The organism is Streptomyces sp. NPDC102360, assembly GCF_044766085.1.
In the GTDB taxonomy this organism is placed as follows: Bacteria; Actinomycetota; Actinomycetes; order Streptomycetales; family Streptomycetaceae; genus Streptomyces.
In genome coordinates this window covers 344,350-370,428 of the sequence record NZ_JBIWLG010000005.1, presented here as the reverse complement: position 1 = coordinate 370,428, position 26,079 = coordinate 344,350, and the positions used below count along the sequence as shown (strand labels likewise).

Genomic DNA, 26,079 nt, shown 5'->3' with positions numbered 1-26,079 from the left:
AAGATGAAGCAGAACATGAGCAACGCCGTCGCACCCCTCAAGTCGCTCTCCGACGAAGGCGTTTCCATCTGGCTGGACGACCTGTCCCGCACCCGCATCGAGTCCGGCAACCTCGCCGAGCTCATCGCGGACAGCCACGTCGTGGGCGTCACCACGAACCCCTCGATCTTCCAGGCCGCCATCGGCAAGGGCGAGGGTTACGAGGAGCAGCTCGCCGACCTGGCCGTCCGCAAGGTCACCGTCGACGAGGCCGTCCGCATGATGACGACCCAGGACGTGCGCGCCGCCGCCGACATCCTGCGCCCGGTGTACGACGCCACGCAGGGCCGTGACGGCCGCGTCTCCATCGAGGTCGACCCGCGCCTGGCCCACAACACCGAGGCCACCATCGCCGAGGCCAAGCAGCTGGCCTGGCTCGTCGACCGCGAGAACGTCATGATCAAGATCCCGGCGACCCTCGCGGGCCTCCCGGCGATCACCGAGGTCATCGGCCTCGGCATCTCGGTCAACGTCACGCTGATCTTCTCCCTCGACCGCTACAAGGCCGTCATGGACGCCTACCTGGCCGGTCTGGAGAAGGCCCACGAGCGCGGCATCGACCTCGCCGGCATCCACTCCGTCGCGTCCTTCTTCGTCTCGCGCGTCGACGCCGAGATCGACAAGCGCCTCGACAAGATTGGCACGGACGAGGCCGCCTCGGCCAAGGGCAAGTCCGCGCTCGCCAACGCGCGTCTCGCCTACGAGGCGTTCGAGCAGGCCTTCGCCGCCGAGCGTGCCACCAAGCTGGCGGCCGCCGGCGCCAACAAGCAGCGCCCGCTGTGGGCCTCCACCGGCGTCAAGGACCCGGCGTACAAGGACACCCTGTACGTCGACGAGCTGGTCGCGCCCGGCACCGTCAACACCATGCCCGAGGGCACCCTGAAGGCGACCGCCGATCACGGCGGGATCACCGGCGACACCATCACCGGCCGCTACGAGCAGGCCCGCGCCGAGCTGAAGGCCGTCGACGCGCTCGGCATCTCCCTCGACGAGGTCACCCAGCAGCTCGAGGACGAGGCCGTCGCCAAGTTCGAGATCGCCTGGAACGACCTGCTCGCCACCGTCTCCTCCCGCCTGACGGAGGCTGAGTCCAAGTGAGCTCCACCGCTTGGCAGAACCCGCTGAGGGACCCCCGCGACCGCCGTCTGCCGCGCGTCGCGGGCCCCTCCGGGCTCGTCATCTTCGGCGTCACGGGCGACCTGTCCCGCAAGAAGCTGATGCCGGCCGTCTACGACCTCGCCAACCGCGGCCTGCTGCCGCCGGGCTTCTCGCTCCTCGGCTTCGCACGCCGTGAGTGGGAGGACCAGGACTTCGCGCAGGTCGTCCACGACTCGGTCAAGGAGCACGCCCGCACCCCCTTCCGCGAGGAGGTCTGGCAGCAGCTCGCCGACGGCATGCGCTTCATCCCCGGCGACTTCGACGACGACACCGCGTTCAAGCAGCTGCGCGAGTCCGTCGACGAGCTCGACGAGAAGCGTGGCACCAGCGGCAACTACGCGTTCTACCTCTCCGTACCGCCGAAGTTCTTCCCCAAGGTCGTGCAGCAGCTCAAGAAGCACGGGCTCGCGGACGCGGCCGAGGGATCCTGGCGGCGCGCCGTCATCGAGAAGCCGTTCGGCCACGACAGCGCGTCGGCGCACGAGCTCAACGCGATCGTGCACGACGTGTTCTCGCCCGAGCAGGTCTTCCGCATCGACCACTACCTCGGCAAGGAGACCGTCCAGAACATCCTGGCGCTCCGCTTCGCCAACCAGATGTACGAGCCCATCTGGAACCGGTCCTACGTCGACCACGTGCAGATCACGATGGCCGAGGACATCGGCATCGGCGGCCGCGCCGGCTACTACGACGGCATCGGCGCCGCCCGCGACGTCATCCAGAACCACCTGCTCCAGCTGCTCGCCCTCACGGCGATGGAGGAGCCGGCCGCGTTCGACGCCGAGTCGCTGGTCAACGAGAAGCTCAAGGTCCTCAAGTCGGTACGGCTCCCCGCCGACCTGGAGAAGTCCACGGTCCGCGCGCAGTACGCCGCGGGCTGGCAGGGCGGCGAGAAGGTCCGCGGCTACCTCCAGGAAGACGGCATCGCCCGCACGTCGAAGACCGACACCTACGCGGCCGTGAAGCTGGGCATCGACAACCGCCGCTGGGCGGGCGTCCCGTTCTACCTGCGAACCGGCAAGCGCCTCGGCCGCCGCGTCACGGAGATCGCCGTCGTCTTCCAGCGCGCCCCGCACTCCCCGTTCGACCACACCGCCACCGAGGAACTCGGCCAGAACGCGATCGTCATCCGCGTTCAGCCGGATGAGGGCATGACGGTGCGCTTCGGATCCAAGGTGCCGGGTACGTCGATGGAGATCCGCGACGTGTCCATGGACTTCGCTTACGGCGAGTCGTTCACCGAGTCCAGCCCGGAAGCGTACGAGCGGCTGATCCTGGACGTGTTGCTGGGCGACGCCAACCTCTTCCCCCGTACGGAAGAGGTCGAGGAGTCCTGGCGCATCCTCGACCCCATCGAGGAGCACTGGGACAAGGTCGGCAAGCCCGCCCAGTACGCCTCGGGCAGCTGGGGCCCGAAGGAAGCGGACGACATGCTCGCACGAGACGGACGGAGCTGGCGCAGGCCATGAGGATCGACCTGACCGACACCACGGCAAGCAAGGTCAACAAGGCGCTCGTCGAAGGGCGCCGCGCCATCGGGACCCCCGCCGTGGGCATGGTCCTGACGATGGTCATCGTCACGGACGAGGAGAACGCGTACGACGCGACGAAGGCCGCCCAGGAGGCGTCCCGCGAGCACCCCTCGCGCACCCTCGTCGTCATCCGGCGCACCAAGCGCCTGCCCCGCGACCGGCACGGCAACCGGCTCGACGCCGAGGTCCGCCTCGGCTCCGAGGCCGGCACCGGCGAGACGGTGGTCCTGCGCCTGTACGGCGAGACCGGCCAGCACGCCGACTCCGTCGTCCTGCCGCTGCTGCTGCCCGACGCCCCGGTCGTCGTGTGGTGGCCGGTCGACGCCCCCGACGAGCCCTCCAAGGACCCGCTCGGCGCGCTCGCCGCCCGCCGCATCACCGACCTGTACGCCGACGAGGACGCGCTCGCCGCCCTCGACCGGCGCGCCGCGCACTACGCCCCCGGCGACACCGACCTGGCCTGGACCCGGCTCACCCCGTGGCGCTCCATGCTGGCCGCCGCGCTCGACCAGGCCCGTACCGACGTCGTCTCCGCGGCCGTCGAGTCCGAGGCAGGCAACCCCAGCGCCGAGCTGCTCGCGCGCTGGCTCGGTGCCCGGCTCGGCGTCCCGGTCGAGCGGGTCGTCACGGAAGGGCCGGTCGTCACCGCGGTCCGCCTCGGCACGCCGGCCGGCGAGATCCGGATCGACCGCCCCGAGGGGCCGCTCGCCAAGCTGACCCTGCCGGGTCAGCCCGAGCGCACCCTCGCCCTCAAGGTCCGCTCCACCGCCGAGCTGATCGCGGAGGAACTCCGCCGCCTCGACGCCGACGAGATGTACGCCGTGGCCCTGCAGGCAGCCGCCCCCGGCAAAGGCAGCAAAGTCACCAAGGAGTCCGTTCAACATGCCTGACACCGCCCCCTTCCTCACCCGCCGCCCGCAGTGGACGGCCCTCGAGGACCACCGCGCGAAGTTCAACGGCACGCACCTGCGCGACCTGTTCGCGAAGGACGCGGCCCGTGCCGAGCGCTACACGCTCGACGTCGGTGACCTGCACATCGACTACTCCAAGCACCTGATCACGGACGAGACCCTCGCCCTGCTCCAGGAACTGGCCACCGCCACCGACGTGTTCGGGCAGCGCGACGCCATGTTCCGCGGCGAGAAGATCAACACGACCGAGGACCGCGCCGTGCTGCACACGGCCCTGCGCGCCCAGGCCGACGCCGTGGTCGAGGTCGACGGCGAGAACGTCGTGCCGAAGGTGCACGAGGTCCTCGACCAGATGGCCGTCTTCGCCGACAAGATCCGTACGGGCGAGTGGACGGGACACACCGGCAAGCGGATCAAGAACGTCGTCAACGTCGGCATCGGCGGCTCGGACCTCGGCCCGGCCATGGCGTACGAGGCGCTGCGCCCGTTCACCGCCCGCGACCTGACGTTCCGCTTCGTGTCGAACGTCGACGGAGCCGACCTGCACGAGGCCGTCCGCGACCTCGACCCGGCCGAGACGCTGTTCATCATCGCGTCCAAGACCTTCACGACGATCGAGACGATCACCAACGCGAAGGCCGCGCGCTCCTGGCTGCTGAAGGCGCTGAAGGACGAGGCCGCCGTCGCGAAGCACTTCGTCGCCCTGTCGACGAACGCCGAGAAGGTCTCCGAGTTCGGCATCGACACGGCCAACATGTTCGCGTTCTGGGACTGGGTCGGCGGCCGCTACTCCTTCGACTCGGCCATCGGCCTCTCGCTGATGATCGCGATCGGCCCGGACCACTTCCGTGCGCTGCTCGACGGCTTCCGCCTGGTCGACGACCACTTCCGCACGGCCCCCGCCGAGGCGAACGCGCCGCTGCTGCTGGGCCTGCTCGGCGTCTGGTACGGCAACTTCCACGGCGCGCAGTCGCACGCGGTGCTGCCGTACTCGCACTACCTCTCCAAGTTCACGGCGTACCTCCAGCAGCTCGACATGGAGTCCAACGGCAAGTCCGTGGACCGCCAGGGCCGCCGTGTGGAGTGGCAGACGGGCCCGGTCGTCTGGGGCACCCCGGGCACCAACGGCCAGCACGCGTACTACCAGCTCATCCACCAGGGCACGAAGCTGATCCCGGCGGACTTCATCGGCTTCGCGAACCCCGTCGACGAGCTGAGTGACGGTCTCAGGGACCAGCACGACCTGCTGATGGCCAACCTGTTCGCGCAGGGCCAGGCGCTCGCCTTCGGCAAGACGCCGGACGAGGTCCGCGCGGAGGGCGTCGCCGAGGAACTGGTCGCCCACAAGACGTTCAAGGGCAACCACCCGACGACGACGATCCTCGCGCGCGAGCTGACCCCGTCCGTCCTCGGCCAGCTCATCGCCCTCTACGAGCAGAAGGTCTTCGTCCAGGGCGCCATCTGGAACATCGACTCCTTCGACCAGTGGGGCGTCGAGCTCGGCAAGGTCCTCGCCAAGCGCGTGGAGCCCGCTCTCACCGAAGGCGCGGAGGTCCCCGGCCTCGACGCCTCGACGCAGTCCCTGGTCGGCACGTACCGCGCGCTGCGCGGCCGCAAGTAGCCTCACAACAGCCCTAACTAGCACTGAAGGTAAGTGAACTGACATGCAGCTCGGTCTCATCGGTCTCGGCAAGATGGGCGGCAACATGCGCGAGCGCATCCGCCGCGCCGGCCACACCGTCATCGGCTACGACCGCAACCCGGAGATCTCCGACGTCGCCTCCCTCCAGGAGCTCGTCGAGAAGCTCGAGGGCCCGCGCGTGGTGTGGGTGATGGTCCCGGCCGGCGGCGCCACCCAGTCGACCGTCGACGAGCTCGGCGCCCTGCTCTCCGAGGGCGACATCGTCGTCGACGGCGGCAACTCCCGCTGGACGGACGACGAGAAGCACGCCGAGGAGCTCGCGGCCAAGGGCATCGGCTTCGTCGACGCCGGTGTCTCCGGCGGCGTCTGGGGCCTGGAGAACGGCTACGCGCTCATGGTCGGCGGCTCCGAGGAGAACGTCGCGAAGGTCAAGCCGGTCTTCGACGCCCTCAAGCCCGAGGGCGACTTCGGCTACGTCCACGCGGGCAAGGTCGGCGCCGGCCACTTCTCCAAGATGGTCCACAACGGCATCGAGTACGCCATGATGCAGGCCTACGCCGAGGGCTGGGAGCTCCTGGAGAAGGTCGACTCCGTGGACAACGTCCGCGAGGTCTTCCGCTCCTGGCAGGAGGGCACGGTCATCCGCTCCTGGCTGCTCGACCTCGCCGTCAACGCCCTCGACGAGGACACCCACCTCGACAAGCTGCGCGGCTTCGCCGCCGACTCCGGCGAGGGCCGCTGGACCGTCGAGGCCGCCATCGACAACTCGGTGCCGCTGCCCGCGATCACCGCGTCGCTCTTCGCGCGCTTCTCCTCCCGCCAGGAGGACTCGCCGCAGATGAAGATGATCGCGGCGCTGCGCAACCAGTTCGGCGGCCACGCCGTCGAGTCCAAGTAAGCGCCGTCGAGCCCAAGTAGGCGACACGCACGAAGCCCGCCGGACCTCGCGGTCCGGCGGGCTTTTTGGTGCATCTACTGGTCGTGCGTCTACTGGTCGGCTGCGCGCCAGACCTTCGCGTCGAGGGTCACGTTCTTGCCCTCCGTCTTGCCCTGGAGCGTCAGAAGGCCGATGTCCCCCGACCCGCTGACCAGACAGAGCCGCTGCCCCACGGACAGGTTGTAGACCCAGAAGAAGTCCTGCGCCCCCTGCGCGTCACGGCACGCGTCGGGGGTGGCCGGCTGGTCCGCGGGGAGCGGCGCGAGCGTACTCCCCGACCCGGTGCCGGGCGACAGCTTGGCGCCGTTCTCGTAGACGTCGTAGGTCAGGTCCTCGCTCGGCTGCCCGTCGTCCGCCCTGGCCCGCACCGGCTCGTCCGAGAGCAACAGGTCCTGGCCGTCCGCCATCACGATGCCGTTGTACGTCGACGGGGCCGGCGGCTCCGACGTCTCCGGCTCGCTCGCGCCGGGGGACGGGGGAGCGGCCGTCGCGCCGTCGTCCGGCGCCCCCGACGGCGCGGGCGCCGCGGCGCCCCCGGACTTCCGCGGTGACGTGGCTGCGCTCGGCGAGGCGGACTTCGACGGCGAGGCCGGCTTCGCCCCTGACCCCTTCGCCCCGGGCGCGCTCGTGGCCACCTGCCCTCCCGCACTGTCGCGCGGCCCGTCGCCCGGCACGAAGTACAGCGCGGCCGCCGCACCGCACGCGACCAGCACGACCCCGGCGACCGCCAACAGCCAGGCACGGGGGCGCTTGCGCCGGGGCTCCGTACTCACGGCGGCGGTCTCGGCGCCCGAGAGCGCGGCGGGGGAGCCGGGCGATGGCCGGTCGGGGGCCGTCGCCGGATGGCCCTGTTGCACCGCCGCGCCGGGCGGGTCCTGGGCCTCCTGGGCGAATGCGACGGGTGGCCCGAACACACCGGCGGGGGCGGGGCTCCCGGGCGTCGCGGGCGCACCCGTGGCACCGCGCGGCGGCGTCGCGTGCCCCGTCGACTCCGCCCCGGTCACCCGGGCGCCCTCGGCGCGCACCGCGATCCCCTCGGCGAGCTCACCCGGGAGCCAGGCGTCCGTCGCGGGCCCCGGACCGCCGGGCTGCGCCTCACGGATCACCTGGACCGTCTCGATGACCTCCTGCACCGTCGGCCGGTCCTCGGCGGACTTGGTGAGACAGCCGGCTATCAACTCCCGCAGGGTGTCAGGGACCTTGGACAGATCCGGCTCCTCGTGCACGACCCGGTAGAGCACCGCGTGCGGATCGCCCTCCCCGTACGCCGTGCCTCCGGTCGCGGCGAACACCGCGGTCTGGCCGAGCGCGAACACATCGGCCGACCCGCTCGACGAGCCGCCGAGCACCTGCTCCGGAGCCATGTACGCGACCGTGCCCACGGCCGCCCCGCTGCGCGTCACGGACGTCGCGTCCGCCGCCCGCGCCACCCCGAAGTCGATGACGCGGGGCCCGTCGGAGGCCAGCAGCACGTTCGACGGCTTCAGGTCGCGGTGCACGATCCCCGCGTCGTGCACCGCCTGCAACGCCTCCGCGATCCCGGCCGTCATCCGCAGCACGGTGTCCACCGGCAGCGGCCCGTGCTCGCGCACCGCCTCCGCGAGCGAGGGCCCGGGGACGTACGCGGTCGCGCACCACGGCACCGGGCTCTCCGTGTCGCTGTCGACGACCGGAGCCGTGTAGAGCCCGTGCACCTTGCTCGCCGCGGCGACCTCGGTACGGAATCTGCGGCGGAACTCCGGGTCCTCGGCGAGCTCGGGTCTGATCACCTTGACCGCGACGGCCCGGCCGCCCGGCGTGTGCGACAGATAGACGCGCCCCATGCCACCGGAGCCGAGCCCCGCGACCAGGCGGTACCCGCCCACCGTCCGCGGATCCTTGTCGTCCAGCGGACGGAAACCGCCATTGCCGGGCTCCCTGTTCGCCCACACCTCTCGCTGCACCCCCAGGTTGCGTCGAGGGTCCATTGCATCACGCGACGCACCACACCCCACCGGCGCGTGCACCCCTTCCTTCCGCCGCGGCACGGACCGTCCACACGGTGAGGTCACGCCGAGGGGTCGCTCCATACGTCCATGGGGACGGCGCCGCGGCTGTGGCCCCGCTCGTCGAGGAGGCGGCCCATGCGCTTGACGAAGCGCAGCACCATGGCCTCACGAAGCACCGTGAGTCCGGCGGCTGCCTTCGCCAACTCGGCCTCCACTACGGGGAGTTCGACGAGTGAGCGGGCCGAGAGGCCGAGCAGCAGGTTCGCGCTGCCGCCGGAGAGCCGCAGGCACACCCGCAGTCCGGGCAGCCGGCGCACCAGCGCGGCGGGCGTCGCCGTGTCGTCCGGGGCGATCCGTGCCCACACCCACGCGTTCACCGGCCAGCCCGACAGCGGTGTCGCCACGTCGCAGCGCAGCGACAGCTCCTCGCGCTCCAGCAGCGCCGCGATCCGGCGGCCCACGGTGCTCACCGCGAGGCCCGTCTCGGCGGCGAGTGCCGACAGCGGGGCGCGCCCGTCCCGGCCGAGCGCGAGGATCAGGCGGCGGTCGGTTGCGTCCGGACCCGTGGGCCGGGCACGCCGGGCTCCGGCCACGGCGGCGGGCACCGCGAGGGCGCGCCGCTGGTCGGCGTCCAGCACCCGCAACTGCCACAGATCGCCCTCCGTGTGGACCCGGGTGACGAGCTGACAGCGGACGTCGTTCACCCCGGCGGTCCGGCCCACCACCCGTTCCAGATACGGGGAGAGCGCGGCCGCCGACGGCAGGGCCAGCGTCGCCGTGAGGTCCCAGTCGCCGCTGGTGTGCTCCACCGACAGCACATGCGGCCGGGCCGCGAGCGCCTGCCACACCTCGGCCACCGCCCCGGCCGGGCAGCGCACCTCCAGCACGGCCAGGCAGGCGCCGGGAGCGAAGCGGTCGGCAGGACGACCGGTCACCCAGGCCGCACCCGAGCGCTCCAGGCGCTGCCAGCGCCGCGCCACGGTGACCGGGTCGAGACCGAGCACCTCGCCGATCTGGCGCCAGGTCGCCCGCGGGCTCACCTCAAGACAGTTGATGAGTGCGAAGTCGCGCTCGCTCAGCGGCGCCGGAGAATCCTGCGTGAGGCCGTCGTACACGCAAGGATCCTGCGTCCTCGGCTCCGAGGTGGCAAGCGCGTCCATGCTGGCAGCGGTACGGATCACCGCCACCGACCTGCCACGAGCCCGCCGCCCCACCGCGCCGCACCCCGGCCGGTGCCCGAAGGGAGCCCCATGCCGACCAGCACCCCCACCACCTCCAGCACCGCCCCGGCCGGCAGCCCGGACCACGGCGACCTGGTGGCCCTGCGCCGCGCCCTGCACGCCGAGCCCGAGGTCGGCCTGCACCTGCCGCGCACCCAGCAGCGGGTGCTCGACGCCCTCGCGGGGCTGCCCCTGGAGATACGCAAGGGAGACGCGCTCAGCTCGGTCGTCGCCGTGCTGCGCGGCGGCCGCCCAGGACCCGCCGTCCTCCTGCGCGGCGACATGGACGCCCTGCCGCTCGCCGAGCGGACCGGCCTCGACTACGCCTCCACGCACCCCGATGCCATGCACGCCTGCGGCCACGACCTGCACATCGCCATGCTCGTCGGCGCCGCCCGCGAACTGTGCGCGCGCCGCGAGGAACTCACCGGCGACGTCGTCTTCATGTTCCAGCCCGGCGAAGAGGGCTGCGACGGCGCGGGCAGGATGATCGACGAAGGCGTCCTTGAGGCCGCGGGGGAGCGGGTCGTCGCCGCGTACGCCCTGCACGTGATCGCGGGGCGGATCCCGCACGCGGTGTTCACCGCCAAGCCGGGGGCGATGCTCGCGGGCGGCGACATCTTCTCCGTGAAGCTGCGCGGCGTCGGCGGCCACGGCTCGGCCCCGCACCTGACCCGCGACCCGATCCCCGCGGCCTGCGCGGTCGTCGGCGCCCTCCAGACGCTGGTGACCCACACCGTGGACCCGTTCGGCACCGCCGTACTCACCGTCGGCGAGATCCACGCGGGCAGCGCCCCCAACATCATCCCCGACGAGGCCGTCCTCACCGGAACCATCCGCTGGTTCGACACCGGCACCCGCGACGCACTGCGCGCGGGCGTCGACCGGGTCTGCCGCTCCGTGGCCGAGGCGCACGGCGTCACCGCCGAACCCGTCATCGAGGAGTACGTCCACGCCACCATCAACGACCCGGCCGAGGCCGCCCGCGCCGCGACCGTCGCCGAGCGGACCTTCGGCGCCGACCGCTACACGCCGATGGAGCGCCCCGCCGCGGCCGGCGAGGACTTCTCCCGCGTCCTCGCCCAAGTGCCCGGCGCCTTCGTCCAGCTGGGCGCGGTACCGCCCGGCGTCGACCCCGCGGGCGCCGAGGAGAACCACTCCCCGCACGCCGTCTTCGACGACGCCGTCCTCACCGACGGCGCCCACTACCTCGCGGAACTGGCCCTCGACCGCCTGAGCGGCTGACCGGCCGGCGCCTCCCTGGGGTACCCGGCCACCGAGTCACCGCACACAGATCGGTGAGCGACGGTTCCGGACAACGCAAAAGACCCCAGAATCATCTGGGGTCCTTCTCTGTGTCCGAGGGGGGACTTGAACCCCCACGCCCGATAAAGGGCACTAGCACCTCAAGCTAGCGCGTCTGCCATTCCGCCACCCGGACTAGGTGTCTGCCGCCTCTGTGCGGGGTGTTTCCCGCGGCGACAGAGAGAACATTACCAGGGATTCGGAGTGCCTCGATCAGCCCCCCCGGCCAGGCGCCCCCGCCTGTGAACGGCACGTGACTAGAGCCGCCCGGCCTTGGGTCCTGAGGCCGGGAGAGAGAGGATGAGAGGCATCCACGGCAAGAGAGGAAGCAGCGTGAGCGAGCCGAGCACGGGCAGGGCGGTCACCGGGCAGGACGAGGTCGTCGACCTCTGCCGCGAACTGATCCAGATCGACACCAGCAACTACGGCGACCACTCGGGCCCCGGCGAGCGCAAGGCCGCCGAGTGGACGGCGGAGAAGCTCGCCGAGGTCGGCCTCGAACCGAAGATCTTCGAGTCCCACCCCGGCCGCGCCTCCACGGTCGCCCGCATCGAGGGCGAGGACCCCTCGCGGCCCGCCCTCCTCATCCACGGTCACACCGACGTCGTCCCGGCGAACGCGGCGGACTGGACCCACCACCCGTTCTCCGGCGAGATCGCCGACGGCTGCGTCTGGGGCCGCGGCGCCGTCGACATGAAGGACATGGACGCGATGACCCTCGCGGTCGTCCGCGACCGGCTGCGGACCGGGCGCAAGCCCCCGCGCGACATCGTCCTCGCCTTCCTCGCCGACGAGGAGGCCGGCGGTGTGTTCGGCGCCCGCCACCTGGTGCGCAACCACCCGGACCTCTTCGAGGGCGTCACCGAGGCGATCAGCGAGGTCGGCGGCTTCTCCTTCACGGTGAACGAGCAGCGCAGGCTCTACCTCGTCCAGACCGCCGAGAAGGGCATGCACTGGATGAAGCTGTCCGTGGCCGGCACCGCCGGGCACGGCTCCATGATCCACCGGGACAACGCGATCACCGAGCTGTCCGAGGCCGTCGCGCGCCTCGGCCGCCACAAGTTCCCGGTCCGCGTCACCAAGACGCTCCGGCACTTCCTCGACGAGCTCGGCGACGCCCTCGGCACCGAGCTGGACCCGGAGGACATGGAGGAGACCATCGCCAAGCTCGGCGGCATCGCCAAGCTGATCGGCGCCACGCTCTCCAACACCGCGAACCCGACGCAGCTGAACTCCGGCTACAAGGTCAACGTGATCCCCGGCGAGGCCACCGCCAATGTCGACGGCCGCTTCCTGCCAGGACACGAGGACGAGTTCCTCGCCGACCTCGACCGGATCCTCGGCCCGAAGGTCAAGCGCTCGGACGTGCACGCGGACAAGGCCGTCGAGACCACCTTCGACGGGGCGCTCGTCGAGGCGATGAAGACCTCGATCGAGGCCGAGGACCCGATCGGCAAGGCCATCCCGTACATGCTCTCCGGCGGCACCGACGCCAAGTCCTTCGTGGAGCTCGGCATCCGCAACTTCGGCTTCGCGCCGCTGCAGCTGCCGCCCGAGCTGGACTTCGCCGGGATGTTCCACGGCGTCGACGAGCGGGTGCCGGTGGACGGTCTCAAGTTCGGCGTGCGGGTCCTGGACCGCTTCATCGACGCGTCCTGACGTCAACCCGGCGCCAGGGCGGAAATCGTTCGCACGTGCGTAATGGACCGGAAAGAGTGAAAGGCGCCGTACGGTCGTAGCCCCATCCTCTATTCCTCGTTACAGGGAGTGCAGTCCGCGGCTGGGACTGCATTGCCAACTAGGAGGAATAATGCTCAAGAAGGTCGTCGCCGCTGCGGCAGCCACTGGTGGTCTGGTTCTCGCGGGTGCGGGCATGGCCGTCGCCGACTCCGGCGCTCAGGGTGCTGCCACGCAGTCCCCCGGCGTCATTTCGGGCAACGTCATCCAGGCCCCGATTCACGTGCCGGTGAACGTGTGCGGCAACACGGTCTCCGTGATCGGGCTGCTGAACCCTGCCTTCGGTAACACCTGCGCCAACGACTGACGTTGTTGTGCCTCACCCCTTGAGGGTTTGAGCCCACGGCCCCGGAGTGCGAGCCATGCACTCCGGGGCCGACGGGTTGGACACGGTTCCAGGGCAAGATTTCCAAGGCAAGGCAGGGAAAACCTATGCGACAGGTCATGCGGAAGGGCCTGATCACCATGGCGGCCGCGTCCGGCGTGCTCGCCGTCACCGGTGGCTACGCGCACGCGGACTCGAATGCGAACGGAAGCTCGTCGGACTCGCCGGGCGTCCTGTCCGGCAACTCCGTCGAGGCGCCCGTGGACGTCCCGGTGGACGCCTGCGGCAACACGGTCAACGTCGTCGGACTGCTCAACCCGGCGTCGGGCAACGGCTGCGACAGCTCGGGCGGCGGCGACAAGGCCGGCGATCAGTCCTCGGACAGCGGCTCGCAGGCCGGCGGCAACACCAGCGATTCGCCCGGTGTCGGCTCGGGCAACCACGTGTCGGTCCCGGTGCACGCGCCGGTGAACGCGTGCGGGAACTCCGTCGGCGCCGGCTCGGTCGGCAACGGGACGACCGGTAACGGCTGCTCCGACGACGGCGGGGGCGCCGGCACCAGCACGCCCCCGGCGGACTCGAACACCCCGCCCTCGCGCGCGGGGCACTCGGGCGGGGACACCGGTGCGGACTCTCCCAACGACCCGGGGACGCAGACCGTCGCCATGCCCAAGGGCGAGTCCCAGCTCGGGCAGACCGGCAGCCCGCGGGCGACCGGCACGCTCGCGGAGACCGGCAGCTCGGTGCCGATCGGCGCGGCCATCCCGATCGCCGGGGGTGCGCTGCTCGCGGGCGCGCTGCTCTACCGGCGGGCGAACGCGGCGGCGTGACATCAGTCGGTACGAAACGGAGCGGGCCCCGCACGGACGGGGCCCGCTCCGTTTGTTCCGGCTCGCCTTGCTCTCAGGTCACCATGTGGCCCGCACCTGGCGGATGATCCGTCGACGCAGACGCACGCGGCGGCTGCCGTCGCGACGCAGGCTCAAGCGGTCCAACTCCCAGTGTCCGTACTCAGCATGGTCCGTCAGCAGGCGCGTCGCCTCCTTGCGGGAGACCCCGCGAGGCACATACACGTCGACAAATTCGTATTCCGGCATCGCATCTATTGTGCGGGCAGCGGCCCGGTACGGATAGCGTCTGCACTATGTCTGATGCTGCGCAGCCCACCGCTGCCGAGGTACGCGCCGCCGCCGAGGCGGTCAAGGCTGCGCTCGACGCCCACTTGGCGGCCGTCGAGCGCCGGTCGGGAGAAGACGATCCGGCCGTCTACCAAGCGTTCAACGAACTCGCCGCCGCGGCCGAGGAGTACGACGAGCTCCTCTACGACCGCTACGACGAGGTCACCCCCTTCGAGATCCCCGACAGCGAGGACTCGCTGCCGCCGTACGCGGGACCGGAGGAGCCGAACGCGCTGAGCGTGCTGATTCGACGCGACTACGCCGTGGTCGAGCCGCAGCGTCTGCTCGCCCAGGCCGGGCGGGTCGCCGACCTGGAGGGGGAGCCGGACGCGGAGGCCGCGAACGGGGCGGGCAGCAGCGTGCACGCCGCGCTGGGCGTTCTCTTCGGCGAGTTCGAGCCCGACGAAATCGCCTCCCGGCACAAGGAGTTCGGCCTGGAGGAGGGCGACTCCACGCTCTGGGTCACGGCATCGGACGACCCTGCGGACCCCGGTGAGTGGCTGGAGGCGCCCTTCGAGCAGGTCGATCCGCAGCGGGTGGTGTGCCGCTTCGACGTGAGCGCGGTCTTCGACGACGACGAGTTCGAGCTCGACGAGGACGGCTCCGCCGAACCCGATGAGCCCTTGGAGGAAGCGGACCGCTAGCCGCGGCGGGGCGGGGAGCGGTGGTCCCGCTGCGCCCCGGGGCTCCGCCCCGGACCCCGCGCCTCAATCGCCGGCGGGGCTTGATTTTGCCGGCCCGGGCTTGATGGTGCCGCCCCGCCTTGGGCAATCTGCCGCCTTGGGCGGCAGGGTGGGCAAGGCGGCACCACGGTGCCGCGCTTACGTGCCGGGGACCTGGGCGCGGACCAGTCCCCGCAGGCGCGTCGTGCGTGGCTTTGCCGGGATCTCGGACACCGCTCGCGGCAGGGCCGCATCCACGCCGTGCACCACCGAAAGGTGCCGCTCACCGCGCCCGAAGGCCGTATAGACCCAGGGACGGCTGAGCGCCTGCGCCGCATCGCCCGGCAGCACCACCACGGCCGCGGGCCACCGAACCCCCACGGCCTGATGCCCGGTCACGGCCCACCCGTGCCGCACCGCCCCCTGCTCCACCTGCTCCTTCGGTACGAGGACGGGGGCGCCGTCGCACTCAAGGCGCAGGCCCTCCGCGTCGGCCCCGACGACCACGCCGGGCCGGATCCGCCCGCGCCCGGTCACGTACACCGCACGGTCACCGGGATCGAAACCCCCGAACCGTCCGGGCCCCGGGTTGAGCCGCTCCTTCAGCGCCACGTTCAACGCCCGCGTCCCCGCCGCGCCACCGTGCCCCGGCGTGATCACCTGCGTCTGCTCGGCCGGCACCCCGATCGCCCGCGGCACCGAGTCCGCGACGAGCTGCACGGTGCGGTGGATCGCCTCGGCCGGGTCCCGCACCGGAACGATCACCACCTCCTTGCCGGGCGCCTCCACCTGGTTCAGCTCACCGATGCCGATACCGGAGACCAGCTCGCCGATCGGGCCGGCGTCCGGCGTGCGGGAGGCGATGCGGGGGCAGATCTCCGCCGCGGCGACGTCGGCGAAGACCCGGCCCGGTCCTGCCGACCACAGCGTCCCCGGATCTCCGCCGAGCACCAGGCACGTACCGTCGGCGAGCAGCTCCACGAGCATCGCGGCGTCACCCACGTCCAACTGCGGCGCGTCCAGGACGACCAGGAGGTCGAGGGCGAACGCCCCGTCCCTGTCGAGGCCGGGCCCCTCCGCCTGCGCGAGCAGGCCCGCGACGGTCGCGGTGGCCGTCTCGGGCGCGTCCGGGCCGAGGAGTTCGGCGGCCCGGCGCCGGCCGTCCGCCCCGTGCGCGGCGACGCACACCCGCAGGCCCAGCCTGCCGGCGGCGGCCGCCGCGGCGATCGGTTCTGCGCGGGCGGCCTCGCCGCCGGTGTGCAGCACGAGGCGGTGCGCGGCGATCGCCCGGATCAGCTCGGCTGTCGTGCCGCGTGTGGCCCCGGCGGCCTCCTCAAGGCCGGCGGCGGCCGAACCCTCGTCCTTGGGCGCGGCGTTGAGCAGCCGGGCGAGCCCGTCGGCGAGGCTCTCCTCGGCGAGCGCGTACCGCTCAAGTCCGACCAGGACCCGGACCGGCCGCTCCGGCTCTTCCTCCTCGCCGTCCTCCTGCTCGGCGGCGGGCGCGGGGGCGGGAGCGTCCTCCAGGGGGTCGTGGAAGATCAGCGCGTCGCCCTCCGCGACGGCGCTCTGCACGGCTTCCTCCGGATCGGGCACGCCGCGCTTGCCGAGCGCCTCCGCGAGCACCGGCAGGTCGAGGGCCGTGTGCCCGGCGTCCGCCGCCTGCTCGAGCAGCCATACGGTGACGGCGCGGCCCCGCCGCTCGTCGTCGGGCCCGCACTCCGCGCCGAGCAGCGCCCGCGCGAACCCGTCGGCCTGCTCGGGGCGCACTCCGCTCACCCGCAGCAACTGCCACGGGTCCGCACGCAGTTCGTCACTCGCGCCCTCGCCGAGGGCGGCGGCGGTCGCGGCGGCGAGCGATTCGGGCGCGCCACCTTCGACGAGCACGTCCCGCACGGTGGCCACGGTCTCGGCACCGGGTCCCGCCTGGGGGGCCGCCTGCGACCTGCGCACGGGCTCGGGCGCGGGAGCGGGTGCGACGTCCCGCCGCGGCTCGGGGGCGGCGACGGGCTTCTCCCCGCTCTCCACCGCGCGCACGGCGGCGAGCAGGTCGGCGGCGGTCCCGCTCAGCTTGGTCCCGGCGTCGATCGGGCTCTCCTTGGCGGCCTTCCGCTCCGCGATCCGCTCCCGGAACTCCCGCTGCGCCGCCAACTCGGCCTCGGCCTCGGACACCGCGGCTGCCTCGCCCTCGCCGGACTCGCCGCCGCCCGTCGACTCCTCCGGACCCTCACCCTCGCCGGCGTCGGCCGGGCTTACCGCGTCCTCGCCGTCGATCCCGCTGGGCCTGGTCTCTTCGTCGGTGTCCGCATGGGGCTGGCCGCCGTCGGCCGGGTTTACCGCGTTCTCGCCGTCGATCCCGCTGGGCCTGGTCTCTTCGTCGGCGTCCGTATCGGGCTGGCCGGCGTCGGCCGGGCTTACCGCGTCCTCGCCGTCGATCCTGCCGGGCCCGGTCTCCTCGGCGCCGTCCGCCGCCCCTTCGCCCTCGTCGGGCTCGGGTCGCTCGTCGGCGGCCTCCGCGTGTCCGGCGTCGGCCGCGGGCTCCGGCTCGGTGACGCCGGCCGAGGCCCCGGCGTCGTCGGTCCCGGCCCCGGCGCCGTCCGCCGACACCGGCTCCGCCTCCGCGCTCGCGGCGGCAGCCGGATCCGTGTCGGGGCGGGCCCCTGACTCGTTCTCCGCGGCAGCGGACTCCGTACTCACAACGTGCTCCAGTCCTGATCGGGATAGCGGTGCACGGGCGCCGACACATCGTCGAGCGCCTGGCAGATCTCGTCAGGAAGACTAAGGGCCTCCACTGACAATGCCGCCGTGAGCTGCTGCGCGTTGCGCGCGCCGACGATCGGCGCGGCCACTCCCGGCCGGTCCCTGACCCACGCGAGGGCCACCTGCAGCGGCGTCACGGCGAGCCCGTCCGCCGCCGTGGCGACCGCGTCCACGATGTGCCCGGCCGCCTCGTCGAGGTACGGCTCGACGAACGGCGCCATGTGGTCCGAGCCGCCCCGCGAGTCGGTGGGCGTGCCGGAGCGGTACTTGCCGGTCAGCACCCCGCGGCCGAGCGGGGACGAGGGCAGCAGGCCCATGCCGAGGTCCAGCGCGGCCGGCAGCACCTCGCGCTCCACTCCCCGCTGCAGCAGCGAGTACTCCATCTGCGTACTGGCGAGACGCGTGCGCGCGCCGGGCGCGGCGAGCTGCCACGTACCGGCCTTGGCCAGCTGCCAGCCGCAGAAGTTCGAGACGCCCGCGTAGCGCGCACGGCCGCTGCTGACCGCGATGTCGAGGGCCTGGAGCGTCTCGTCCAACGGGGTCGCCGGGTCCCACGCGTGCACCTGCCACAGGTCGACGTAGTCCGTGCCGAGCCGGGCGAGCGAGGCGTCGAGCGCGGAGAGCAGATGCCCGCGTGAGCCGTCGAAGCGCCGGTCGGGATCGGGCACGCTGCCCGCCTTGGTGGAGATGACGAGGTCGCGGCGGGGGACCAGGCCCTCGATGAGTCGCCCGAGCAGATACTCCGACTCCCCGTCGCCGTACACGTCGGCCGTGTCGACGAGCGTGCCGCCCGCTTCCCAGAAGGCCTTCAACAGGTCGGCGGCGTCGTGCTCGTCGGTGTCCCGGCCCCACAGGAGGGTGCCGAGCCCGATCCGGGACACGCGCAGGCCGGTGCGGCCGAGATGCCTCTGCTCCATGGGCGCTGAGGTTACTGGCCGAAGGTCAGGAACGGGGCCCCTGTGGATATCTGTCGCCGGGGTCGCCGGGTTAGGGTGCCGGGCGAGGCACCTTACCCATGGGTAATTCACTGGATCCGGCAAGGCGTTAAGGGGATGTGGTCAATGAAGCTCGGCATCAACCTCGGCTACTGGGGCGCGGGCATGGACGCGGACAACCTGGCTGTCGCGAAGGAGGCCGACAGGCTCGGCTACGCGGTGTGCTGGGCCGCGGAGGCCTACGGTTCCGACGCCGCCACCGTTCTCGCGTACGTCGCCGCGCAGACGGAGCGGATCGACGTCGGCTCGGCCATCTTCCAGATCCCGGCCCGCCAGCCCACGATGACGGCGATGACGGCCGCGACCCTGGACTCGCTGTCCGGGGGCCGCTTCCGGCTCGGCCTCGGTGTCTCCGGGCCGCAGGTCTCCGAGGGCTGGTACGGCGTCAAGTTCGACAAGCCGCTGGCGCGCACCCGCGAGTACGTCGAGATCGTCCGCAAGGCGATGAGCCGGGAGCGGGTCAGCCACGAGGGCGCGCACTGGACGCTCCCGCTGCCGGACGGCCCCGGCAAGCCGCTGAAGCTGATCGTGCACCCGGAGCGCGAGCGGATCCCGCTCTACATCGCCGCGATCGGCCCGAAGAACCTGGAGCAGACCGGCGAGATCGCCGACGGCGCCCTGCTGATCTTCCCCGCGGCCGAGCACCTGGAGGAGACCGCGCTCCAGCACATCCGCGCGGGCCGCGAGAAGGCCGGGCTGACCATGGAGGGCTTCGACGTGTGCCCGACGGTTCCGCTTGCGCTCGGTGGGGACGACGAGGCTTCGGTGAGCGCGCTCGCCGACATGTTCCGGCCCTACACCGCCCTCTACGTGGGCGGCATGGGAAGCCGTAAGCAGAACTTCTACAACCAGCTCGCGCAGCGCATGGGTTACGAGAAGGAGGCCGCCGAGATCCAGGACAAGTACCTGGCCGGCGACAAGGAGGGCGCGGCCGCGGCGATCCCGCGGCAGCTCATCGACTCCACCACGCTGCTCGGCTCCGTGGACCGGATCGCCGACCGGATGCGGGCCTACTCCGAGGCCGGTGTCACCACGCTGACCATCAACCCGGCCGGGCTCACGCTCGACGACCGCCTCGCCTCCCTGCGCGCGGGCACCGAGGCGATGGAGCGCGCCGGGCTGGCGTAACGGCGTAACAGGCTCGGCGAGTTCTTCTGCGGCCGTGGTGGGGGCTCGGGGGTCTTCCCCGCCACGGCCGACACCGTGCACAACGCGCCACGAGGGGCCTGGTTACGGCTCGCCCCCAGCCTCGTGTCCTCCGTTCGGACGAGTTGCCCCGCATAGCTGTTGCCCTGCCTCATGTCCCGCATTTGACTCGGACTTTGCAGTACTGCGGAGTCCGGTGCGGCGAGGTGGAGGTTGCGGATGCTGTCGGCCAAGAGTCTGTTCCAGGAGATCATCGACAACGACGAGTCGTTCCGGCTGTTCTGCTCCATCGCGGCCGGCGGCGAATCCCAGGGCGGCTGGGAGAACGGGCGGATCGCCGCGCTGGTGCCCGAGAGCGAGCGCGGCCTCGCTCCCAGGATCGCGCGGCACGGCGCGGACGAGGACAAGCACGGGCGGATCTTCCACGCCCTCATGAAGAAGCGCGGCCTTGAGCCGGTCCCCGTCCCCGCCGAGGCCGACTACACGATGCTTCTGGAGAAGCACGGGATCGGGCTCGCGCACGATCGGTTGCGGCGCGACGAGCGGCTCTCCGTGCGGGACATCGTCACGTATCTGGCGCACAGCCGCGTCACCGAGCAGCGGGCCTCCGAGCAGATGGTGATGCTCCGCAAGTACTTCGCCGACGACCCCACCCTCGGCCGAGCGGTCAAGATGATCTCCAACGACGAGGACAACCATCTCGCGTACTGCCATGAGGAGTTGCTGCGTTTCGCGTACGCGGGGCACGGCCGTGCCATTCAGCGCATCCTGCGCGAGTGCGCTCTCGCGGAGATCGCGGTCTACCGGGATGTCGGCCTCGCCGTGATGGATCACATGGGGCGGGTCCTGGGCTGGTCGAAGCCGAAGGCGGCGGCGCTGGCCGCGGGGATCCGGGCCGTGTACGCGTACGAGCGCCTGGGCGGCTGGCGGCGGATGGTTTCGTTGCGGATGCCGGAGCGGCGGGACGCGCTCGGTGGGCCGGCGGTCGAGTTCGCCTGAGGCGGGGGGCCGGCGTTGCGGTCGCGGGGCTCTGCCCCGGGCCCCGCGCCTCAAACGCCGGCGGGGCTTGATCTGGTCACAGCCAGCCGCGGCGTTTGAATGTGCGGTACAGCAGGAGTTCCAAGAGGGCCATCAGGACGATCACTGCCGGGTATGCCCATATCCAGTGGAGTTCCGGCATGTGGTCGAAGTTCATGCCGTAGATGCCCGCGATCATCGTGGGCACCGCGGCCATCGCCGCCCACGCCGAGATCTTCCGCATGTCGTCGTTCTGCCGCACGCTCATCTGCGCCAGGTGCGCGGACAGGATGTCCGACACGAGGCGGTCCAGGCCGTCCACGGACTCGTTGACCCGCGTCAGGTGGTCGTTCACGTCGCGGAAGAACGGCCGCGCCTCCTCGTGTACGAACGGCACGGCGGCCAGGCCCCACGGTCCGACCCCGGCCAGCCGCGCCAGTGGCATCGCCAACGGGCCCGTGGCGCGCCGGAATTCGAGGATCTGCCGCTTGAACGTGTAGATCCGCGACGCGGTGTCGCGGGTGCCGCCGCCCTCGGGGGAGAAGACCTCCGTCTCCAGCTCCTCCAGGTCGGTCTGCAGCTCGGCCGCGACCTCCAGGTAGTGGTCCACCGTGGCGTCCGCGATCGAGTACAGGACCGCCGTCGGCCCCTGCTTCAGGAACTCCGGCTCGGCCTCCAGACGCTGCCGTACGGCCTTCAGGGGCGCGCCCTCGCCGTGCCGGACGGTCACCACGAACGAATCGCCCAGGAACAGCATCAGCTCGCCCGTGGACACCTTGTCGCTCTTCGGCTCGTACACGACGGGCTTGAGGACCACGAACAGCGAGTCGTCGTAGATCTCCAGCTTGGGCCGCTGGTGCGCCTTCAGGGCGTCCTCCACGGCCAGCGGATGCAGCCCGAACTCCTGGGCGACCTGGTCGAACTCCTCCTCGCTCGCCTCGTGCAGCCCGATCCACACGAACGCGTCCCCCACCGCCCGCGCCTCGTCGAGGGCGTCGGAGAAGTCGGCGGGCCGCTCGATGCGGCGCCCTTCCCGGTAGATGGCACAGTCGACGATCACGAGGTGAATTCTTCCCAGGACCGGCCACTGCCGCACGTCGTCGTATGCCTAGGGTGGGGCACATGCCCACGCTGATCCTCGTCCGGCACGGACGGTCCACCGCCAATACCGCGGGAGTGCTCGCCGGGTGGACCCCCGGTGTGGCGCTCGACGAGCGCGGCGCCGCGCAGGCCGCGCGGCTGCCCGAGCGGCTGGCGGACCTGCCGCTCGCCGAGATCGTCGCCAGCCCGTTGCAGCGCTGCCGTGAGACCGTCGCGCCGCTGCTCGCCGCGCGCCCGGAGCTGACCTTGCACACCGACGACCGCATCGGCGAGTGCGACTACGGGGACTGGTCCGGCCGCAAGCTCGCCGAGCTGACCGACGAGCCGCTGATGCAGGTCGTGCAGCAGCACCCGACGGCTGCGGCTTTCCCCGGAGGGGAGTCGATGCGGCAGATGCAGCACCGGGCCGCCGAGGCGGTACGTGAGTGGAACGCGCGCGTGGAGCGCGAGCACGGCGAGGACGCCGCCTATGTGATGTGTTCGCACGGCGACATCATCAAGTCCCTTGTCGCGGACGCCATCGGGCTTCATCTGGACCTCTTTCAGCGCATCTCCGTAGAGCCGTGTTCCATCACAGCGATCCGTTACACACGGCTGCGCCCCTTCCTCGTACGCCTCGGAGACACCGGTGACTTCGCGTCCCTGGCGCCGCGTGAGACGCCGCAGGGGCTCGATGCGCCCGTCGGGGGCGGCGCGGGCGCACCGTGATCGTCGGCCGCAGTAGGGTGAAGCAGCCGTAAGCACAGTCGGCCCGGTCGGCCATGACCGGTTCAAGCCAGTCGATCCCGATCCCATGGAGAGCGGACGTGTCCCGTCAGGTGTTCCTCTACGACCCTCCGGAGCGGTTTGTGGCCGGTACGGTCGGGCTCCCCGGGCGCCGCACCTTCTTTTTGCAGGCCACGGCAGGAGCCCGGGTCACCAGCGTGGCTCTGGAGAAGACCCAGGTGGCCGCGCTCGCCGAGCGCATGGACGAACTGCTCGACGAGGTCGTGCGGCGCACCGGGGGCAGCGCGCCGGTGCCCGCCGTGCCGCCGGGCGAGATCTCCGACACCGCGCCCCTGGAGGCGCCCGTGGAGGAGGAGTTCCGCGTCGGCACCATGGCACTCGCGTGGGACGGCGACGAACAGCGCATGATCGTCGAGGCGCAGGCCCTCGTCGAGCTGGAGGCCGAGTCCGAGGACGACCTGGCGGAGGCCGAGGAGAAGCTGCTCCAGGACGAGGAGAACGGCCCGCCGATGCTCCGCGTCCGCCTCACCGGGAACCAGGCCCGCGCCTTCGCCAAGAGGGCCCTGGACGTCGTGAACGCGGGCCGTCCGCCGTGCCCCCTGTGCAGCTTGCCGCTCGACCCGGAGGGACACGTATGTCCGCGCCAGAACGGATACCGGCGCGACGCGTGAGCGACCGGGACCTGCTCACCTTCGGTGAGCTGAACGTCGAGGGACAGATCCGCGAGGCGTCGAACGCGGTGCTGGTGTGCACCGTCGCCCACGAGGGCCGTGAGGCCCGTTGTGTTTACAAGCCGGTACGCGGCGAGCGCCCGCTGTGGGATTTCCCGGACGGGAACCTGGCGCGGCGCGAGGTCGCCGCGTACGAGGTGTCCGAGGCGCTCGGCTGGGGCCTCGTGCCGCCGACGGTGCTGCGTGACGGGCCGTACGGCGAGGGCATGTGCCAGCTGTGGATCGACGCTCCGGAGGAGCTCGGGGACGGTGCCGAGCTGCTCGCCCTCGTGGACGGTGAGGAGCCGGAGGAGGGCTGGAAGGCCATTGGCTTCGCCGAGGTCGGCGAGGGGCGCACGGCGCTGCTGGTGCACGCGGACGACGCCCGGCTGCGGCGGCTCTCGGTGCTCGATGCCGTGATCAACAACGGTGACCGCAAGGGCGGGCATCTGCTCGTCGACGCGGAGGGGCACCTGTTCGGCATCGACCACGGTGTGACGTTCAACGCCGAGGACAAGTTGCGGACGTTGCTGTGGGGGTGGGCGGGGGAGCCGTTGACCGCGGAGGCCATGGGGGCGCTGGAGGCGTTGCGGGTGGGGCTCGGGTCGGGTGAGCCGCTCGCGGTGCGGCTCGGTGAGCTGATCACCGGGGTGGAGCTGGAGGCTGTGCGGGAGCGGGTGGCGGGGTTGCTCAAGGCCGGGCGGCACCGGGAGCCGGGTGGGGACTGGCCGGCCATCCCCTGGCCACCCGTATAGCGGAGCCCGGACGGCGTTGCGGTCACGGGGCTCTGCCCCGGACCCCGCGCCTCAAGCGCCGGCGGGGCTGGAGAGATCGGGCTCTGCCCCGGACCCCGCGTCTCAAACGCCGGCGGGGCTTGAATGGGCCTGAATGGGGTTTGAGTGGCCTAGCGCTCCGCGCAAGATCACGCAAGAGGGCCCGTTCGGCCATTACGCCTGGTCCGGTTCGTATCCGGAAGGGGCGTCCGGTTACGCTCGATGCATGCATGCCTGGCCCGCTTCTGATGTCCCCGCCCTGCCTGGCAAGGGCCGCGACCTTCGGATTCACGACACCGCGACCGAAGGGCTCGTCACCCTTGACCCCGGTCCCGTCGCCCGTATCTACGTCTGCGGCATCACGCCGTACGACGCGACCCACATGGGTCACGCGGCGACCTACAACGCGTTCGACCTCGTGCAGCGCGTGTGGCTCGACACCAAGCGGCAGGTTCACTACGTCCAGAACGTGACGGACGTCGACGATCCTCTGCTGGAGCGGGCCGTGCGTGACGGCATCGAGTGGGAGGGCCTCGCCGAGCGCGAGACCGCCCTGTTCCGCGAGGACATGACCGCCCTGCGGATGCTGCCGCCGCAGCACTACATAGGCGCCGTCGAGGCGATACCCGGCATCGTGCCGCTCGTCGAACGACTGCGTGACTCCGGTGCCGCCTACGAGCTCGAGGGCGACACCTACTTCTCCGTCGAGGCCGACCCGCACTTCGGGTCCGTCTCGAACCTCGACGCCGCCGCGATGCGGCTGCTCTCCGCCGAGCGCGGGGGCGACCCGGACCGTCCGGGCAAGAAGAACCCGCTCGACCCGATGCTGTGGATGGCCGCCCGGGAGGGTGAGCCGAGCTGGGACGGCGGTTCACTGGGCCAGGGACGGCCCGGCTGGCACATCGAGTGTGTCGCCATCGCCCTCGACCACCTCGGCATGGGCTTCGACGTCCAGGGCGGAGGATCGGATCTCGCCTTCCCGCACCACGAGATGGGTGCCTCGCACGCGCAGGCGCTGACCGGCGAGTTCCCGATGGCCAAGGCGTACGTGCACGCCGGCATGGTCGGGCTCGACGGCGAGAAGATGTCGAAGTCCAAGGGCAATCTGGTGTTCGTGTCGAAGCTGCGGCACGACGGGGTCGACCCGGCCGCCATCCGGCTCGCACTGCACTCCCACCGCTACCGCGACGACTGGGAGTGGACCGACCAGGTCCTCGCCGACGCCGTGGCCCGCCTCGACCGCTGGCGTGCGGCCGTCTCCCGCCCCGACGGCCCGTCCGCCGAGGTGATGGTCGAAGAGATCCGCGAGGCGCTCTCCGACGACCTGGACGCGCCCGCCGCGCTGGCCGCCGTCGACCGCTGGGCCGAGGCCCAGGAGGCCGGGGGCGGCACGGACGAGGGCGCCCCCGGCGTCGTATCGCGTGCCGTGGACGCCCTGCTGGGCGTGGCGCTGTAACCGAAGGGCACATCAGGGCGCCTCCCCGCGTGGGGAGGCGCCCCTTTCTTTGCCTGGTGCGCCGGGTTTCCTTGCCCTGCGCGCTCGGCTTCTCCGCTCAGTGCGCTCGGATCAGATCCGCTGCACCCGTACGCTCCGCAGCACGGTCGGCGAACCGGAGTCCCAGATGCCGACGACCTGCTGGCCGAACGCGAAGGCCTCCTGGATCTCGTCGTGCGCCTGCGGGCTCGGGTTGTTGAGGACCCGGAACTGGTTGTTGATGCGCAGGAAGATCTGGTTCGGCTGGCCCGGCAGCGGCTGCACGATGTCGATGAAGCCGTCCGCCACACCGGCGGCCAGGGCCTGCTGCTGCGCCTGCTGGTGGGACTGCTGGATCGCGGTCCGCTGGAGTTCCTGCATCAGCTGTTGCATCTGCTGCTCGGCCTGCTGCGCCTGCTGGTCCTGCTGACCCTGCTGTTGGCCGTACTGCTGCTGACCGTACTGCTGTTGGCCCTGCTGCTGCCCGAACGGCTGCTGCTGCCCGCCGAGTTGCTGCAGCAGCTGCTGGTACGGCTGCTGCTGGCCGAGCTGCTGGAGCTGCTGCTGGAGCTGGTCCTGGCTCTGGCCGCCGAAGGGCTGCTGACCGTACTGCTGCTGCCCGAAGGGCGGTTGCGGCTGCTGGCCCGTGCCCTGCTGCTGGTAGGGCGAGGTGCTCGGGAACTGCTGCTGGCCCTGTTGCCCCTGCTGGCCCATTTGGGGGGTCATGTTCATGCGGGTGCCACCTT

General features: G+C 71.7%; 23 protein-coding genes and 1 tRNA gene. 16 read left to right on the top strand and 8 right to left on the bottom strand.

Annotated elements, in window-relative coordinates; genetic code table 11:
* Positions 1-15 precede the first annotated feature (15 nt).
* The 5 genes from tal to gnd are packed head-to-tail and all read left to right on the top strand — an operon-like array spanning position 16 to position 6,180.
* The gene (gene tal, locus ACIRHA_RS22590; RefSeq protein WP_403848503.1) at positions 16-1,137 is read left to right on the top strand and encodes a transaldolase; all 1,122 of its coding nucleotides are present in this window, start codon (positions 16-18) and stop codon (positions 1,135-1,137) included.
* A complete protein-coding gene (gene zwf / locus ACIRHA_RS22585) occupies positions 1,134-2,666 on the top strand; it encodes a glucose-6-phosphate dehydrogenase (RefSeq protein WP_403848500.1) in 1,533 nt (510 codons plus the stop codon). Before tal ends, zwf begins: the two co-directional genes overlap by 4 nt.
* Positions 2,663-3,619 (top strand): glucose-6-phosphate dehydrogenase assembly protein OpcA, encoded by a 957-nt coding sequence (gene opcA, locus ACIRHA_RS22580; RefSeq protein ID WP_403848497.1) that lies wholly within the window; start codon positions 2,663-2,665, stop codon positions 3,617-3,619. The genes zwf and opcA overlap by 4 nt, the downstream gene beginning before the upstream one ends.
* Complete coding sequence (gene pgi, locus ACIRHA_RS22575; RefSeq protein WP_403848494.1) at positions 3,612-5,261, top strand: glucose-6-phosphate isomerase; 1,650 nt, start codon at positions 3,612-3,614, stop codon at positions 5,259-5,261. Before opcA ends, pgi begins: the two co-directional genes overlap by 8 nt.
* Positions 5,262-5,304: 43 nt before the next feature.
* The gene (gnd, locus tag ACIRHA_RS22570) at positions 5,305-6,180 is read left to right on the top strand and encodes a phosphogluconate dehydrogenase (NAD(+)-dependent, decarboxylating) (protein WP_403848491.1); all 876 of its coding nucleotides are present in this window, start codon (positions 5,305-5,307) and stop codon (positions 6,178-6,180) included.
* Between the two features lie 89 nt (positions 6,181-6,269).
* Here the strand turns inward: gnd and ACIRHA_RS22565 are convergent, their stop codons facing one another.
* On the bottom strand, positions 6,270-8,186 hold the full coding sequence (locus tag ACIRHA_RS22565; RefSeq protein WP_403848488.1) for a serine/threonine protein kinase: 1,917 nt from the start codon (positions 8,184-8,186) through the stop codon (positions 6,270-6,272).
* 80 nt (positions 8,187-8,266) lie between these two features.
* Entirely contained in the window at positions 8,267-9,322 is a 1,056-nt protein-coding gene (locus tag ACIRHA_RS22560; RefSeq protein ID WP_403848485.1) for an Lrp/AsnC family transcriptional regulator, read from the bottom strand.
* Positions 9,323-9,457: 135 nt separating this feature from the next.
* Between ACIRHA_RS22560 and ACIRHA_RS22555 the strand changes: the two genes are divergently transcribed.
* On the top strand, positions 9,458-10,672 hold the full coding sequence (locus ACIRHA_RS22555) for a M20 family metallopeptidase (protein WP_403848482.1): 1,215 nt from the start codon (positions 9,458-9,460) through the stop codon (positions 10,670-10,672).
* 111 nt (positions 10,673-10,783) lie between these two features.
* Here ACIRHA_RS22555 and ACIRHA_RS22550 read toward each other — a convergent pair.
* Positions 10,784-10,868: transfer RNA gene (locus ACIRHA_RS22550), tRNA-Leu, on the bottom strand.
* A 197-nt stretch (positions 10,869-11,065) separates the two neighbouring features.
* Between ACIRHA_RS22550 and ACIRHA_RS22545 the strand changes: the two genes are divergently transcribed.
* The 3 genes from ACIRHA_RS22545 to ACIRHA_RS22535 all read left to right on the top strand — a co-directional run bounded on the left by ACIRHA_RS22545 (position 11,066) and on the right by ACIRHA_RS22535 (position 13,624).
* Positions 11,066-12,391 carry a M20/M25/M40 family metallo-hydrolase gene (locus tag ACIRHA_RS22545; RefSeq protein WP_403848479.1) on the top strand — a complete coding sequence of 442 codons (1,326 nt, stop codon included), beginning with the start codon at positions 11,066-11,068 and terminating at the stop codon, positions 12,389-12,391.
* A gap of 151 nt (positions 12,392-12,542) precedes the next feature.
* Positions 12,543-12,776: a chaplin ChpH gene (gene chpH, locus ACIRHA_RS22540; RefSeq protein ID WP_399231363.1), complete on the top strand. Its 234-nt coding sequence runs from the start codon at positions 12,543-12,545 to the stop codon at positions 12,774-12,776.
* Between the two features lie 125 nt (positions 12,777-12,901).
* A complete protein-coding gene (locus tag ACIRHA_RS22535) occupies positions 12,902-13,624 on the top strand; it encodes a chaplin (protein WP_403848476.1) in 723 nt (240 codons plus the stop codon).
* A 78-nt stretch (positions 13,625-13,702) separates the two neighbouring features.
* On the opposite strand, the gene ACIRHA_RS22530 is transcribed toward ACIRHA_RS22535, so the two are convergent.
* Complete coding sequence (locus ACIRHA_RS22530) at positions 13,703-13,891, bottom strand: DUF5703 family protein (protein ID WP_018535088.1); 189 nt, start codon at positions 13,889-13,891, stop codon at positions 13,703-13,705.
* A 47-nt stretch (positions 13,892-13,938) separates the two neighbouring features.
* Here ACIRHA_RS22530 and ACIRHA_RS22525 point away from each other — a divergent pair, with 47 nt between their 5' ends.
* Complete coding sequence (locus tag ACIRHA_RS22525) at positions 13,939-14,616, top strand: hypothetical protein (RefSeq protein ID WP_403848473.1); 678 nt, start codon at positions 13,939-13,941, stop codon at positions 14,614-14,616.
* A gap of 177 nt (positions 14,617-14,793) precedes the next feature.
* Here ACIRHA_RS22525 and ACIRHA_RS22520 read toward each other — a convergent pair whose 3' ends face one another.
* Positions 14,794-17,328, bottom strand: coding sequence for a helix-hairpin-helix domain-containing protein (locus ACIRHA_RS22520; protein ID WP_403848470.1), 2,535 nt, complete (start codon positions 17,326-17,328; stop codon positions 14,794-14,796).
* Positions 17,325-18,308: an aldo/keto reductase gene (locus ACIRHA_RS22515; protein ID WP_403848467.1), complete on the bottom strand. Its 984-nt coding sequence runs from the start codon at positions 18,306-18,308 to the stop codon at positions 17,325-17,327. The genes ACIRHA_RS22520 and ACIRHA_RS22515 overlap by 4 nt, the downstream gene beginning before the upstream one ends.
* A gap of 144 nt (positions 18,309-18,452) precedes the next feature.
* Between ACIRHA_RS22515 and ACIRHA_RS22510 the strand changes: the two genes are divergently transcribed.
* A complete protein-coding gene (locus ACIRHA_RS22510; RefSeq protein WP_403848464.1) occupies positions 18,453-19,514 on the top strand; it encodes an LLM class F420-dependent oxidoreductase in 1,062 nt (353 codons plus the stop codon).
* Positions 19,515-19,751: 237 nt separating this feature from the next.
* Positions 19,752-20,531 (top strand): ferritin-like domain-containing protein, encoded by a 780-nt coding sequence (locus ACIRHA_RS22505; RefSeq protein WP_403848461.1) that lies wholly within the window; start codon positions 19,752-19,754, stop codon positions 20,529-20,531.
* Between the two features lie 76 nt (positions 20,532-20,607).
* Here the strand turns inward: ACIRHA_RS22505 and corA are convergent, their stop codons facing one another.
* A complete protein-coding gene (corA, locus tag ACIRHA_RS22500; protein WP_403848459.1) occupies positions 20,608-21,609 on the bottom strand; it encodes a magnesium/cobalt transporter CorA in 1,002 nt (333 codons plus the stop codon).
* 62 nt (positions 21,610-21,671) lie between these two features.
* Here corA and ACIRHA_RS22495 point away from each other — a divergent pair, with 62 nt between their 5' ends.
* The 4 genes from ACIRHA_RS22495 to mshC all read left to right on the top strand — a co-directional run bounded on the left by ACIRHA_RS22495 (position 21,672) and on the right by mshC (position 25,315).
* Entirely contained in the window at positions 21,672-22,358 is a 687-nt protein-coding gene (locus ACIRHA_RS22495) for a histidine phosphatase family protein (RefSeq protein ID WP_403848456.1), read from the top strand.
* Between the two features lie 98 nt (positions 22,359-22,456).
* Entirely contained in the window at positions 22,457-23,047 is a 591-nt protein-coding gene (locus ACIRHA_RS22490) for a DUF3090 domain-containing protein (protein ID WP_403848454.1), read from the top strand.
* Positions 23,011-23,841 carry an SCO1664 family protein gene (locus ACIRHA_RS22485; RefSeq protein ID WP_403848451.1) on the top strand — a complete coding sequence of 277 codons (831 nt, stop codon included), beginning with the start codon at positions 23,011-23,013 and terminating at the stop codon, positions 23,839-23,841. The genes ACIRHA_RS22490 and ACIRHA_RS22485 overlap by 37 nt, the downstream gene beginning before the upstream one ends.
* A 244-nt stretch (positions 23,842-24,085) precedes the next feature.
* Positions 24,086-25,315, top strand: a complete 1,230-nt coding sequence (gene mshC, locus ACIRHA_RS22480; RefSeq protein WP_403848448.1) for a cysteine--1-D-myo-inosityl 2-amino-2-deoxy-alpha-D-glucopyranoside ligase — start codon at positions 24,086-24,088, stop codon at positions 25,313-25,315.
* A gap of 111 nt (positions 25,316-25,426) precedes the next feature.
* Here mshC and ACIRHA_RS22475 read toward each other — a convergent pair whose 3' ends face one another.
* Positions 25,427-26,065 carry a hypothetical protein gene (locus ACIRHA_RS22475; RefSeq protein WP_403848445.1) on the bottom strand — a complete coding sequence of 213 codons (639 nt, stop codon included), beginning with the start codon at positions 26,063-26,065 and terminating at the stop codon, positions 25,427-25,429.
* Between the last annotated feature and the right edge of the window lie 14 nt (positions 26,066-26,079).